Source organism: Methanotorris formicicus Mc-S-70 (assembly GCF_000243455.1).
GTDB lineage: Archaea > AGJL01 > Methanococci > Methanococcales > Methanococcaceae > Methanotorris > Methanotorris formicicus.
The window spans coordinates 1-12,175 of record NZ_AGJL01000020.1 but is presented as its reverse complement, the minus strand read 5'-3'; the positions used below and the strand labels follow the sequence as shown (position 1 = coordinate 12,175).

General features: G+C 33.6%; 16 protein-coding genes and 2 pseudogenes. 5 read left to right on the top strand and 13 right to left on the bottom strand.

All coding sequences use genetic code 11. From position 1 onward, the window contains the following. Nucleotides 1–25: 25 nt before the first annotated feature. From METFODRAFT_RS04590 to METFODRAFT_RS11470, 7 genes are all read right to left on the bottom strand, one after another. Nucleotides 26–226, bottom strand: coding sequence for a histone family protein (locus METFODRAFT_RS04590; RefSeq protein WP_007044378.1), 201 nt, complete (start codon nucleotides 224–226; stop codon nucleotides 26–28). A 249-nt stretch (nucleotides 227–475) separates the two neighbouring features. Beyond that, on the bottom strand, nucleotides 476–1,417 hold the full coding sequence (locus tag METFODRAFT_RS04585; RefSeq protein ID WP_007044377.1) for a malate dehydrogenase: 942 nt from the start codon (nucleotides 1,415–1,417) through the stop codon (nucleotides 476–478). A gap of 257 nt (nucleotides 1,418–1,674) precedes the next feature. Further along, nucleotides 1,675–2,202 carry an RNA 2',3'-cyclic phosphodiesterase gene (gene thpR, locus METFODRAFT_RS04580; RefSeq protein WP_007044376.1) on the bottom strand — a complete coding sequence of 176 codons (528 nt, stop codon included), beginning with the start codon at nucleotides 2,200–2,202 and terminating at the stop codon, nucleotides 1,675–1,677. A 12-nt stretch (nucleotides 2,203–2,214) separates the two neighbouring features. Continuing rightward, nucleotides 2,215–2,367, bottom strand: coding sequence for a Trm112 family protein (locus tag METFODRAFT_RS10050; protein ID WP_083820844.1), 153 nt, complete (start codon nucleotides 2,365–2,367; stop codon nucleotides 2,215–2,217). Between the two features lie 125 nt (nucleotides 2,368–2,492). After that, nucleotides 2,493–2,696, bottom strand: coding sequence for a hypothetical protein (locus tag METFODRAFT_RS10045; protein ID WP_007043585.1), 204 nt, complete (start codon nucleotides 2,694–2,696; stop codon nucleotides 2,493–2,495). Between the two features lie 46 nt (nucleotides 2,697–2,742). Beyond that, nucleotides 2,743–2,946: a hypothetical protein gene (locus tag METFODRAFT_RS04575; RefSeq protein ID WP_245528857.1), complete on the bottom strand. Its 204-nt coding sequence runs from the start codon at nucleotides 2,944–2,946 to the stop codon at nucleotides 2,743–2,745. A 43-nt stretch (nucleotides 2,947–2,989) separates the two neighbouring features. Further along, the gene (locus tag METFODRAFT_RS11470) at nucleotides 2,990–3,259 is read right to left on the bottom strand and encodes a hypothetical protein (protein WP_245528912.1); all 270 of its coding nucleotides are present in this window, start codon (nucleotides 3,257–3,259) and stop codon (nucleotides 2,990–2,992) included. A 287-nt stretch (nucleotides 3,260–3,546) separates the two neighbouring features. On the opposite strand from METFODRAFT_RS11470, the gene dapB reads away from it, so the two are divergent. Then, nucleotides 3,547–4,371: a 4-hydroxy-tetrahydrodipicolinate reductase gene (gene dapB / locus METFODRAFT_RS04565; RefSeq protein WP_007044373.1), complete on the top strand. Its 825-nt coding sequence runs from the start codon at nucleotides 3,547–3,549 to the stop codon at nucleotides 4,369–4,371. Between the two features lie 58 nt (nucleotides 4,372–4,429). Here the strand turns inward: dapB and METFODRAFT_RS04560 are convergent, their stop codons facing one another. The 3 genes from METFODRAFT_RS04560 to rpl7ae all read right to left on the bottom strand — a co-directional run bounded on the left by METFODRAFT_RS04560 (nucleotide 4,430) and on the right by rpl7ae (nucleotide 5,326). After that, a complete protein-coding gene (locus METFODRAFT_RS04560; RefSeq protein ID WP_007044372.1) occupies nucleotides 4,430–4,639 on the bottom strand; it encodes a 50S ribosomal protein L24e in 210 nt (69 codons plus the stop codon). 29 nt (nucleotides 4,640–4,668) lie between these two features. After that, entirely contained in the window at nucleotides 4,669–4,896 is a 228-nt protein-coding gene (locus METFODRAFT_RS04555) for a 30S ribosomal protein S28e (RefSeq protein WP_007044371.1), read from the bottom strand. A gap of 76 nt (nucleotides 4,897–4,972) precedes the next feature. Continuing rightward, nucleotides 4,973–5,326: a 50S ribosomal protein L7Ae gene (gene rpl7ae / locus METFODRAFT_RS04550; protein ID WP_007044370.1), complete on the bottom strand. Its 354-nt coding sequence runs from the start codon at nucleotides 5,324–5,326 to the stop codon at nucleotides 4,973–4,975. A 329-nt stretch (nucleotides 5,327–5,655) separates the two neighbouring features. Between rpl7ae and cobK the strand changes: the two genes are divergently transcribed. Continuing rightward, the gene (gene cobK, locus METFODRAFT_RS04545) at nucleotides 5,656–6,399 is read left to right on the top strand and encodes a precorrin-6A reductase (RefSeq protein WP_007044369.1); all 744 of its coding nucleotides are present in this window, start codon (nucleotides 5,656–5,658) and stop codon (nucleotides 6,397–6,399) included. A gap of 60 nt (nucleotides 6,400–6,459) precedes the next feature. After that, nucleotides 6,460–7,653, top strand: coding sequence for a cation diffusion facilitator family transporter (locus METFODRAFT_RS04540; protein WP_245528910.1), 1,194 nt, complete (start codon nucleotides 6,460–6,462; stop codon nucleotides 7,651–7,653). A gap of 6 nt (nucleotides 7,654–7,659) precedes the next feature. On the opposite strand, the gene METFODRAFT_RS04535 is transcribed toward METFODRAFT_RS04540, so the two are convergent. The 3 genes and pseudogenes from METFODRAFT_RS04535 to METFODRAFT_RS11150 all read right to left on the bottom strand — a co-directional run. Then, nucleotides 7,660–8,787, bottom strand: a complete 1,128-nt coding sequence (locus METFODRAFT_RS04535; protein ID WP_007044367.1) for a molybdopterin molybdotransferase MoeA — start codon at nucleotides 8,785–8,787, stop codon at nucleotides 7,660–7,662. A gap of 157 nt (nucleotides 8,788–8,944) precedes the next feature. Then, a complete protein-coding gene (locus tag METFODRAFT_RS04530; protein ID WP_083820843.1) occupies nucleotides 8,945–10,276 on the bottom strand; it encodes a formylmethanofuran dehydrogenase subunit B in 1,332 nt (443 codons plus the stop codon). A gap of 5 nt (nucleotides 10,277–10,281) precedes the next feature. After that, a pseudogene (locus METFODRAFT_RS11150) lies at nucleotides 10,282–11,321 on the bottom strand (formylmethanofuran dehydrogenase subunit C); the annotation flags it as partial. 94 nt (nucleotides 11,322–11,415) lie between these two features. On the opposite strand from METFODRAFT_RS11150, the gene METFODRAFT_RS10870 reads away from it, so the two are divergent. After that, on the top strand, nucleotides 11,416–11,784 hold the full coding sequence (locus METFODRAFT_RS10870; protein WP_007044363.1) for a hypothetical protein: 369 nt from the start codon (nucleotides 11,416–11,418) through the stop codon (nucleotides 11,782–11,784). Nucleotides 11,785–11,946: 162 nt separating this feature from the next. Next, nucleotides 11,947–12,175: pseudogene (locus METFODRAFT_RS04510) on the top strand (hypothetical protein); the annotation flags it as partial.

Genomic DNA, 12,175 nt, shown 5'->3' with positions numbered 1-12,175 from the left:
ATATAAAAATAAAAAAGATAAAGGCTTATTTCAAAGCCAACTTAATATCTTCAACTTTAACTGTTTTTCTCTTTGCGTGCTTTGCTAATGCAACTGCTTCTTTAGCAATGTCCATTGCAATGTCTTCTAAAGCCTCAGCAAGTTTAACTGCTGCTGCCCTACTTACTCTCTCAGCACCTGCTTTTTTCAAGATTCTTTCCATTGGTGCAACTGGAAGTTCTGCCATAGAATCACCTCATAACAAATTTTACAATTTAAGATGGTATTCTCCCAATATTTAAACCTTTCGGTTTAATTCATGGTTTGTTTTAGAATATTGCTATGGTAATGGAAATATTAATTAAAATTAAGTTGTATCTTAATTTATTAATAAATTAGTATAAATTGGTATGACACATTATAGACTCCGTATTAAAAATAGTTGTTTTTAGATTGATATGATTTAAATTAAAAAACGCTAAAATCATACGCATTTTTATACATCTTTAACTAATTCACAATATTCTTTTACAACCTTAACTGAATGTCTAAATGCCTCCAACTCATCATCTTCCAACTTTATCGGAACCACCTCTTCCACACCATTTTTACCAACTTTAACTGGCACACCAATGCAGACATCCCTAATGCCACCTATCTCCCCATCAAGATATGCAGATAACGTTAGCAATCTCTTCTCATCATGGATAATACAGTTCACAATGTTGATTATTGCAGATGCAGGACCAAACTCAGAACCTCCATTTAATTTAATGATTTCCTTACCTTTATTCTTAACATCATCAACAACTTCTTCATATGGGAAATTCTCAAAGTTCGGCATCATTTGGATTGGAATCCCACCAATACCTGTTGCACTCAAAAGGGGAACCATTGTATCCCCATGCTCACCAATAATCCTTGTCCTAACATCGTCAATATGCACACCAAAGAACTTTGCTATAGCAACTTTAAACCTTAAAGAATCCAAGTGTGTCCCAAGACCAAAGACCATATTTCTGTCATAATTTGATTCAATAAGTGCCTTATATGTCATAACATCAACTGGATTTGTTATGATAAATAATTTTGTATCGCAAACCTTTGCAATCTCTCTTGCATATTTTCCAACTATTCCAGCATTGATTTTTGCTAAATCTAACCTTGACATATCCTCTTTTCTTGGAACTCCTGCAGTTATGATAACAATATCACTCCCATCAACAATAGACAAATCCTTATCGCTATAAACTTCAATATTCGCATCACTTCTCAATCCTGCCAATGCATCATATATATCCATTTGCAATCCTTTTAATTTGTTTAATGATTTCTCCCTTGAAATCATTACAAGATCTTTGATATCAGGTTCTTTTGCAAGTAAAAAAGATACAGAAGAGCCAATTCTTCCTGATGCACCAATAACTGAAACTTTCATACTATCCCCTCTCTCACAGATTTTCAAAATAGTGCAGAAAAGTTATAAAAACCCAAATTGTGATTAAATAAATAGCACTCAAAAAAGTTAATATACTATATATTATTTTTAAGTTAACTTAAAGTATTATTGCGGAGTTGGTATATATTCTTTGCTGTTTTTTTAAATACCACTTATACTTTAAATCCAAGTTTTAAATATTGTGGTAAAATCTTAATCAATGTGTCGGAAGATATAACTGCATGACCTTTGTAGAACTATTTGTCGATTTTCCACTCTTTAATCACCTCATATATCGGCCCATTTGGGGTTAATGTACTCTTCATTAACTTTATGCCTTTAACTTCAAATTCTCCAATGTCTATTTTTTTATGTTTTTCAATTTTATCCTTTAATGTTTTTTTATTTTCAATAAACTTCACCCTTCCAATAGTTACATGGGGAATATATTCTTTTTCTTTTTTAAATCCAATCTCTGAAAGTTTTTCATCAACTTCTTTAAATAAATCAACCAAATTTGTAGATCCTAACCAAATAACTCTTATGTAATTTTCGTTCGGAAAGACACCAATATTCTTAATCTTTACTTTAATTGGACTTATTGATAAATCCAAATTTTTAATTCTTTCTACTGTTTCCCCATCAATCTCCCCAAGGAATTTGATGGTTATGTGCAAGTTTTCCTTTTCCACCAACTTTATACCTTTAATCTTAAAATACTTCTTCACTTCCTCTATCCTGTCTTTTATCTCTCCTGGTAAATCAATGGCTATGAAGCACCTCATTTTATCATCCTATTAATTTTTTAACAGTATCAGGATTCCATCAACAATATCAAATATCCTTTTGCAGGATTTGCATATTAGTTGGTTTTTTTCTTTTATGTATTCCAAATCTCCCCCACAATAAGGGCATTGAAGAATACTTAAATACTTTCCTATCCAATCCATAAACTCACCAATACTCATAATTACAATTCCTTTTCAAAAATTTGTTATGCTAAAACTCATAAACGACATAAACATTTATGGAAAATTATATATTTAACCGTAATTCCCATCACAAATTTAAATATTTATTTAATTGAATTAACTTCATCTAACACTTTAAGATTATAAGCGATTGTGAAGAGTAAGAGCTTAACACTCAGCCCTTTCTTGCTTACAGCGTGAATATGCTTAGAAAACATCGCAACTAACTTTGAGAAGTTGGTCTCAATGCTTTTTCTCAACTTATTCAATATTTTATACTTTGTTCTCTCTATAAACGATTTAATCATGTTTTCGCTTGCGGTAGCAAGCGAGTAGCAAACTCGAAGAGTTTGCCTAATTTCTTTTTATCGCTTCGAAATAAACTTTCCCCTGCCTTAATAAGTTTTCGAAGCCCTTATCTATATATCCTTTGTCTCCGATTATACTGCAGTTCATAAATTCCCGAACAAACCCTCTAAAATTTTCTTTTAGAATGTCCAAATCATGCTGATTTGCAGGATTTATGGATATCAACATTAGATACAACCCATCGGTAATATAAGTTGCTTTGTATCCATAATACCACAGTCTTTTCGATGGGTTATATCCAACACTGCCGTTTTTTTAATAAGTTCCGAGTATCCAATTTTTTCATGTCTTCCCTTCTTACGGATTTTTTCGTTTCAATTGGGATTGTATCTATGAATAATAAACAATTTTTGTTTAGGAAAGTCTTTTGAATCTCGAATAAAAGTTGTTCATATCTATTTATTCGTTCAACAATCTTGTTATATCTAATTTTTGTAAATAGTCCTAAATATTCGATTAGTATTTCATAACCCCTCTTATAAACTCCCGAAAAGTATATCATACAAAGAACCGAAAAGATTATTAAGTCTAAGAGAGATATTTTCTCTCTGCGTGTGTATGGCGATTTGTATTTGACGACTATTAGGTAAAACTTAGCTCGCATAAGATTTATTAAACGCTTAATTCTCGGAATTTTAGATTTATCTACGATGTTATTACCTCCAACTATTTTTTTGTAGTAATCTATAATCATATAGTTATATATTTATCTATTTGATGGGAACTACCGTATCTAAAATTTAAATAGGAGATATGTTATATACTACTTAGAAAAAAGGGTGTGATTTTATGATAAAGGTTGCAGTAACTGGAGCATTGGGAAGAATGGGAAGCAACATTATAAAAACCATTTGCGAGCAAGAGGATATGGAAGTTGTTGCGGCAATAGAAGTTCCAAACCACCCAAAGAAGGGAGAAGATGTTGGGGAACTTATAGGTATTGGAAAAATAGGGGTTCCTCTCTCAACCTTTGATGAGTTAGACAAGGTTTTGAAGGAAACAAAACCAGATGTCTTAGTTGATTTTACAATAGCACATGCATGCGTTGAGACGGTGAAAATAGCAACAAAAAATAAAGTTAAATTAGTCATTGGAACAACAGGGTTTACTGAGGAGCAGAAAAAAGAGATAGAAGATGCAATAAAAGAAAATAACGTCTCTGCTGTAATTTCCCAAAACTTTGCAATTGGGGTGAATATCTTCTTCAAGACATTGGAGTTTTTGGCTAAGAAGTTAGGGCACTACGATATTGAGATTGTTGAGATGCACCATAGGTTTAAGAAGGATGCGCCAAGTGGAACTGCACTGAGGGTGGCAGAGATAATAAAAGAAAATAGAGAGATTAAGAGCGAATATGTATTTGGAAGGTATGGTATGGTTGGGGAGAGAAAAAAGGAAGAAATTGGAATCCACGCTTTAAGGGGAGGAGATGTTGTAGGAGACCATACTGTTATATTTGCAGGAGATGGGGAGAGGGTAGAACTAATCCACAAAGCAAGTAGTAGGCAGGCATTTGTAAATGGAGTTATCTTAGCGATAAGATTTATCGTTGATAAAAAAGTGGGTATATACAATACCTTTGATGTGTTGGGTTTGAATGAGATTAAATTTTAATTTTATTATTTTTAAATTTTAAAAAGAACAAAAAAGCAAATTAAAAATAGAAAAGCCATTATTGACTTTTGCTTTGTTTTCTACTTTCTTTGATTTTATGGTATGTTAATGTCCACTTAACTTTTCTTGGGACTCTTCCCATCTTGTAGTTCTTTTCACACTTTGATGAGCAGAAATACAAGACTGAACCGTCTTTTTTTACCATTATCTTGCCTGTACCTGGTTCGATTTCTCTTTCACAAAAACTACAAACTTTCCATTCTGCCATACTATAACCTCCAATTTGGGGTTTTAAATTTATCTTCTCTTACCTAATGGTTTTGCTTCTCTTTCTGTCTCTCTCAACATTACGATATCTCCAATTCTAACCGGACCTTTAATGTTTCTTGTTAAAACTCTCCCTGCGTCCTTTCCACCTAAAATTTTGCACCTTACCTGTGTAATTTCACCAGTGACTCCTGTTCTCCCAATTATTTGGATAACCTCTGCTGCAACAGCATCTTTATACACCATGTCATCTGACATCCTTAATCACCTTAAATAAAAATTATTTAATAAATGTCGATCAAAATCCAAAATTATAAAATAATAATATTTTTATTTATTGTTTCAATGCATCGACTTTTTCAACCAAATCTTTTAATTCATTTGCATTTCCTTCGTTTACAATAGCAACTGATGATGCTGAAACTTCTAAACCTGCTGCTTTTCCTAATTCTTGTTTTGATGCTACGTATGTGTATGGAATTCCTTTTTCTTCACACAATGGTGGAAGATGAGCAACAATTTCTTCTGGTTGAACATCTTCTGCAATTACAACAAGTTTAGCAATTCCTTTTTCAACTGCTTTTGTAACTTCGTTTGCTCCTTTTTTAATTTTCTCTGCATTTGAAACTGCTTTGTATGTGAGTTCTTGGATTTCTTCTGGAACTTTAAATTTTACATGGATAGCCATGCATATAACCTCCTTCATTTTTTACATTTAAAAGTGTTATTGTCATCCGGATTATAGTCGTGTGCGGAATTTTTAAACGTGTTTTACATGCTTAGAAGTTATTATGGGGTTTATGCATCTTTTAAATTTGAAATACTCCAATAGTTATTAAATTTTTTTGCAAGTACCTTTAACGCACACGACCATATATGCCCACTCGTATCATCATGGTTATAAAAGAGTGGCAATAACCTTATATACTCAAAAGTAGTATATATTTGTTATGGTTATTGTATAGTCGTTTGCAGAATTAAAAGAAAGATATTCTAAAAATATTTAAAAGTGGGATTATGAAGAGGATACTAATAATGGGCGGTACAAGTGATGCAAATAGGATAGCAAAAAAATTAAAGGAACTTGATGATTTGTTTTTAATTACTACAACAACAACAGATTTTGGTGGAGATATTGCAAAGAAATATGCTGATGTTGTTATATCAAAGCCCCTCGATAAAGATGCATTGAAAAATGTTATTTTAGATTATTCTGTTGATTTATTGATTGATGCTACACATCCTTTTGCAGTAATGGCAAGTAAAAATGCCATAGAAGTGGCAAAAGAACTAAATATTAAATATATAAGATATGAGAGACCTTTAGAAAAATTTAAACATCCAAACATAATTTATGTAAAGGACTTTGAGGAGGCGTCTAAGAAGGCATTGGGGATAAGTGATAAAAAGATATTCCACATGGCAGGAATTAAGAATTTAAAGATTGTTGTTGATATTGTGGGAAGAGATAGGGTAGTAGCAAGAATCCTTCCCACTTCCATAAATAAGGCATTAGAACTTCTACCTCCTCAAAATATCGTTGCCATGCAGGGTGTTTTTTCAAAGGAATTGAATAAATATCTTATATTAGATTACAATTGCGATGTTATTATAACCAAAGAAAGCGGGGATAGTGGAGGATTTAAGGAGAAGATTTTAGGAACTTTGGAGGCAGATGCTATGGCAGTAGTTGTTGAAAGGCCTAAGATTGATTATCCAATAGTTTTTAATGATACCGATTCATTGATAAGGTATTTATAAAATCTTTACAAGAGGTTTTGGAATATGAACAAAGTCATAGACCTTAAAAAAGGGGAACGAGTGGCAGTAGTAAGTGCCATACTAACCTTTGCCATTGCATTATTAAAGGGGGTGGTTGGATACATATCTGGAAGTATTGCACTTATGGCTGATGCTCTGCACTCATTTTCAGACGTTTTAGGTCCGATTGCGGTTTATATAGGGTTGAAATTTGCTCAAAAAGATCCAAATGAGAGGTTTCCTTATGGATACTATAGGGCAGAGACATTAGCATCATTGGCTGTTTCCTTTTTGATATTCGTTACTGGAATTGAAACACTTAGGGAATCTATTGAGAGAATAACTAATCCAACAACAATATCTCATCCTTTTGCAGCAGTATTGGCATTATTAATATCTTTGGCAGTTGTCTATTACTTATACAAATATAAGGAAAAAGTGGGCAGGGAAATACATTCCCAAGCACTTATGGGAGAGGGACAACATTCATTGGTTGATTTTTACACATCAATAGCAGCATTAATTGCAATAATTAGTTCTTATTTTGGATTTACAATAATAGAACCAATTGTGGGGGCAATTATAAGTATTGCTGTAATTCTATTGGGAATAAATTTAATGAAGACGGATATTTTAATGTTGATGGATTTTTGTGATGAGGAGGTTGTAGAGGAAATAAGGAAAACAGTATTGGATGTTAAGGGTGTTGAAGGAGTCCATAACCTAAAGGCAAGAAAAGCAGGGCCATTTATGTTTTGTGAGATGCACATTGAGGTTGATGAGAATCTATCATTTAAAGAGGCACATAGAATTTCTGATGACGTTGTAGATAAGATAAGGGAAAACATTAAGAATATTGATTCAATAACCATTCATATCGATCCAATTAAAATGAAAAAAATTAGAATTGCTGTTCCAATAGAAAGTGCAGATAAAGATCGATTCAAATCAAAAATAAATAAGAAATTTGCCTTTTCCCCTTATTTTATGTTCGTTGATGTATCTGATGGAAAAATAACAAACTCATTTATAAAAGAAAATCCTGCTAAGAATTTGGAAAAGAAGAAGGGTATTGAAACAGCCAACTTTTTAATAGACAATGATGTTGATGTTGTTATTGTGAAAGATATTGGCATGGGCTCCTACAATGCATTGAGAAATAAATATGCAAGAGTGGTGAAAACAGAAGAAAATACTGTAGAGGAAGCGATTAACGAATTCTTGGAATGTTCAAAAAATAACATAGATGATTAAATTTATTCAAAAAATCCAAACCTGCACAGTATCTCCCTCATTCTTTTTTAGTTCATGTTCTTTTATTATAGCAAGTCCATCTGCATCTAATATTGAGGTGATTATGTTTGAGCCCTTAAATATTGGATAGGCGATGCCATTTTTTAATTTTACAGGCCTTAGGTATAAGAAATCTGGTTCGGATGTTATTTTTTCAGACAACTTTGCCTTAATAATTCTTCTTTTGTAGGTTCTATGCGTCATTCTCATCAAAAAAGGAAGTAAAAACACATAACTACAAATTAAGCAAGACACCACATTACCAGGCATACAGAAAATGGGTTTTTTATTTATTTTCCCAAATAGCATTGGCATCCCTGGACGCATCTTAATCTTATGGAATAATATCTTTCCCAAATCATCCACAACTTTTGGAAGAAAATCCCTTTCTCCAACAGAGACTCCACCAGAGGTTACAATAATATCACATTTTTTTGATGCTTTAATTATTTTCTCCCTTATAATGTCAAATTCATCCCTAACGAGCCCTAAAAATATCGGCTCACACTTTGCTTTTTTTACAACCTCTGCAATTGTTTTTGAGTTTACATCCTTAGTCATCTTAAATAACTCATTTCCAGTTGAAATAATCCCAACTTTTGGAGTTTTATAAACCTTTACTTCATCAATTCCCAATCCTGCTAAAACCCCAATATTCCTTTCATTTATCAAAGTTCCTTTTTTTAAAACAATATCTCCTTTTTTAACATCACATCCTTTTTTTGAAATTCCTTCAATTCTATCAAAACTTACAACAACTATTTTATTTCCAACTCTTACTGTATTTTCAATGGGAATTATATATTTTGTGTTCTTTGGAACCTTCCCACCCGTAGCAACTGAAACACATTCGTTTCCTTTTATTTCCAAATTTTTATTATCTCCAGCAAAAACTTCATCAATTAAAATATACTCATCTAAAAGTTCAGTAACTGCATAACCATCAATATCACTCCTATCAAACCTTGGGATGTCTATATTGCTTCTTATATCCTCTGCTAAAACTCTGCCATAAGATTCCTCTATTTTAATATATCCGGTTTTATTAAAATGAAATTTGCCTAAAATTTTTTCTGCTTCTTTGAGTGAAATCATAACATCACCGTAATTATAAATAGTTATTTTTGTTCAAAATATTAATTAAAATTAGTTACTAAACCTTATAAAAAAATAATAAAGTGGATACGCCTCCCTTGAAGGGTTCGGCGTATCCTAAAGACGTTTCTTGAGGCTGGACTTCCTGGCTCAAATTTTAGTTTTTCTTTCCTTCTTTAATCTCCTTAACTTTTTCAAATATCTGCCTTAAGGTGTCTTCATTGCTCTTTGTGAATGGGAATGGTGATGTTGTGAATGGCTTTGCATATATTGGGAAACCATCAAATCTATAGAAAGTAGATCCACACTCCATTCCATCAATAACTCCTGGTAAGATAACATCTGAAGCGTAAGGTGTTGGACCGGGAGCAATGTCGATGCAAACCATTGGAATCTCATTTAAATACTTTGCACAATCTCTTGGTGTGTGGGCTACTATATCTGCTGCAACTACTAAGATAGCATCAATCTCCCTCTCTCTTAACACATCAGCAAACGTAAACTCTCCAGGGTTGTATCTTGGATAACCTCTCGCGAAATCTATACCGTAAGGATAGCCATACATGTATGAAGCAACTTGGTTAAATCCATTGACGTTGCAGTGCCCTCTCAAAGCTCCTATAGCACACTTTGTGTATTTGTTTAACTCTCTAACTAATGTCAATATAATTTCTATATTCCTATACCCTCCTCTTGATGCTGGTAACCCTAAGCCTCCATAAATCTTTACAAACTTTGCATTTTTCATCCACTCAACCATCTCTTCCATAACTTCAATTGGCACTCCAGTTATCTTCTCAACGCTGTGGTGGGGCTTTTTACCCCTCAATATTGTTAGTAAAGCAGAGAATAACTCATAATCAGTGTTTGGTTTTAATTGAACATGTAAATCTGCCAACTTTGCAGTATCTGTTTTTCTTGGGTCAACAACAACTATTTTTCTGTCCTTTCTTCCTCTCTCAGTCCAATAACCTCTTGCAAAGACTGAATATCTGCTCATGTGTCTTGGGTGGGAGTGCATTGGGTTACATCCCCAGAAGATTATTAAATCAGCCCTATTCTTAACCTCTCCAGCGGTGCAGCCAGGAAGTCCAGCCTCTTGAATCCCCATTAATGTTGGCCCGTGTCATATTGTTGAGTTTGAATCAGCAACTCCTCCAAGATATTCAGCCATGTGCAATCCAACGATATGTGCCTCTGCTGATGTCTCAGCACCCATAAATAAGAGTGGTCTTTTTGCATTGCCTAAGATCTCTGCTGCTTTATTTATTGCTTCTTCCCAACTAACTTTAATAAACTCCCCATTTTTCTTTATCATTGGTTCTCTTATTCTGTGTGGACTTACAACTTCTTGAAACTTTGGTGCTCCTTCCCTACACACATTCCTTGCAATTATCTCTTGCTTTTCTTCATCATACCAAACTTCTATATCATCACACGCCATCCCACAGACAGGACAAGTTATGCCCCTAAAAACTTTCATAGCCATAACTCTCACCCATATATCTTTTTCATAATCTCTTCAGCGGTTAGTATCTCAGCTTTTTCTTTAACTGGCTCAACATATACATAACACCCCTTATAGAGTGGAGAACCCATTGATTCTGTGTATGAGCCAATAACAATATTAGCCCAAATAGACCTTGGAATAAAGACGGTTCCCTCTTGGAGAGAATCATCAGGAATGGCTTTTAGTGTTATGCATGATTTCTTATCTTCGCTAATTACATTCACATACTCTGGCTCTCCAAGGTGGACATAGTCTTTTGGGTGGATATAGCAGACAGCACACTCTTTAACATATTTTTCAGTAAACTTCTTTCCTCCTTTGATAATTTCCCCTTGCACAACGGTGCTTCCTGTGTTAAGGAGGGCTTTAATTCCTCCATCATATCTGTAACCTTCATAGCATTCATACAACTCAGGCTCTATCAATCCAAGGTTTTTTTCTTTTAAAGCGTAGAGTTTTCCTTTTGGATTTCTTTTTATTGCATAATCTCCAACAAATTTAAGGAATTCTCCGTTAATTTGCATTCCATTGATGTTTATATCAACCTCTTCATTAGCAAACTCAAATCCTGGGGCAAAGAACCTTATTCTTCCACAAACAACAATATCTCCTTTTGACATCTCTACCCCAACAGCCCTTTCTGCGTTTCCCCCAATGTATATGAACCCACCATTTTGCCTAATACCGCAAAACTGCCCAACATTGCCTTTTATGATAATTTCTCCGCCAGATAAACCTCCTCCAATATTATTCCCAGCGTTTCCTTCAACAATAATTTTCCCCCTTTCATTCCGTGCCAACTTCCTCTATAAGCAGAACCGACATAGTCCCCAGCGTTTCCATTAATTTTTATTAATCCGCCTTTCATTTCCCTTCCAACCCAATTTCCAGCATTTCCATTAACAATTATCTCTCCTCCTTTCATCTCAGAACCTAACTGGATTCCAACATTTCCGTTGATTATGATTTTTCCAGAGGTCATTTTATAACCAATGTATTTAACCCTCTCAACATTTCCTTCAATAATTACTGATAGTGTGATTTAACAATATTAACTTTAAACCAAAAATAGAAATATGTAGTGCTTGAATAACTCGTTAAAAAACGGTGAAACCTCCATGCTAGCAGCACTTAATAATATACTCACTAATTCTATAAATAGTTTAGGATTTAACTGTTCGGAGGAGTTATCTAAGTTCGCACAGGTTAGAACACTAACGCCAATAAAAACTATCAAAGCATTTTCAGAGTATGTCTCGGGAATTCACAGAACGACTATCGTTAAAAACCTACAAAAACTATCAGAAAATGAGTTTTGTTTGTATACTCAACTATCCAACCTTCCCGATATTTTTGATGACAATAGATTTAAATACACTGCAATAATCGATTCAACGCTACTAAGGAGATGGAGTAAAAAGGTTATGGTTGCAATATTCGATATAACTACATCGAAAGACATAGCAAACCATATCAAGAGCAGATAAACTGCTGTATTTATCACGAAAAAGGGATATATTCGATTTACACTACAATAAAACCACTTGGACAAAAAATCCACAGACATATTCATCGAAATTATTAGATTCTTAACTCATATAGATATCGGGACGGTCGTAGGAGACACTTTTGTAACGACAAAGAAAATTATGAAGGAATCTAAAGAATTGGGAATGGAATATATTGGTAAACTTAGGAAAAACATTATAGTCGAGTATTTCGGTAAGAAGGTTAAGGTAGAAGAATTGTTTAGGATGGATTTTAGCGAAGATAAGCTTAAATTAAGGACTGTTAATGGAATAGAGTTTAGATTATCTGCTAAAATCGTGAATATCTCCGATGTTGGTAAAGTTAAAATCGTTGCAGTGTTTATGGAAA

Excerpts from the sequence above, each read along its gene's own strand:
- cobK (WP_007044369.1), top strand. The coding sequence starts at position 5,656 with ATGAAGAGGATACTAATAATGGGCGGTACAAGTGATGCAAATAGGATA.
- METFODRAFT_RS04590 (WP_007044378.1), bottom strand. The coding sequence starts at position 226 with ATGGCAGAACTTCCAGTTGCACCAATGGAAAGAATCTTGAAAAAAGCA.
- dapB (WP_007044373.1), top strand. The coding sequence starts at position 3,547 with ATGATAAAGGTTGCAGTAACTGGAGCATTGGGAAGAATGGGAAGCAAC.
- thpR (WP_007044376.1), bottom strand. The coding sequence starts at position 2,202 with ATGAGGTGCTTCATAGCCATTGATTTACCAGGAGAGATAAAAGACAGG.
- METFODRAFT_RS10045 (WP_007043585.1), bottom strand. The coding sequence starts at position 2,696 with ATGATTAAATCGTTTATAGAGAGAACAAAGTATAAAATATTGAATAAG.
- METFODRAFT_RS11470 (WP_245528912.1), bottom strand. The coding sequence starts at position 3,259 with ATGATATACTTTTCGGGAGTTTATAAGAGGGGTTATGAAATACTAATC.
- METFODRAFT_RS10050 (WP_083820844.1), bottom strand. The coding sequence starts at position 2,367 with ATGGATTGGATAGGAAAGTATTTAAGTATTCTTCAATGCCCTTATTGT.
- METFODRAFT_RS04560 (WP_007044372.1), bottom strand. The coding sequence starts at position 4,639 with ATGGCAGAATGGAAAGTTTGTAGTTTTTGTGAAAGAGAAATCGAACCA.
- METFODRAFT_RS04555 (WP_007044371.1), bottom strand. The coding sequence starts at position 4,896 with ATGTCAGATGACATGGTGTATAAAGATGCTGTTGCAGCAGAGGTTATC.
- METFODRAFT_RS04535 (WP_007044367.1), bottom strand. The coding sequence starts at position 8,787 with ATGATTTCACTCAAAGAAGCAGAAAAAATTTTAGGCAAATTTCATTTT.
- rpl7ae (WP_007044370.1), bottom strand. The coding sequence starts at position 5,326 with ATGGCTATCCATGTAAAATTTAAAGTTCCAGAAGAAATCCAAGAACTC.
- METFODRAFT_RS04585 (WP_007044377.1), bottom strand. The coding sequence starts at position 1,417 with ATGAAAGTTTCAGTTATTGGTGCATCAGGAAGAATTGGCTCTTCTGTA.
- METFODRAFT_RS10870 (WP_007044363.1), top strand. The coding sequence starts at position 11,416 with ATGCTAGCAGCACTTAATAATATACTCACTAATTCTATAAATAGTTTA.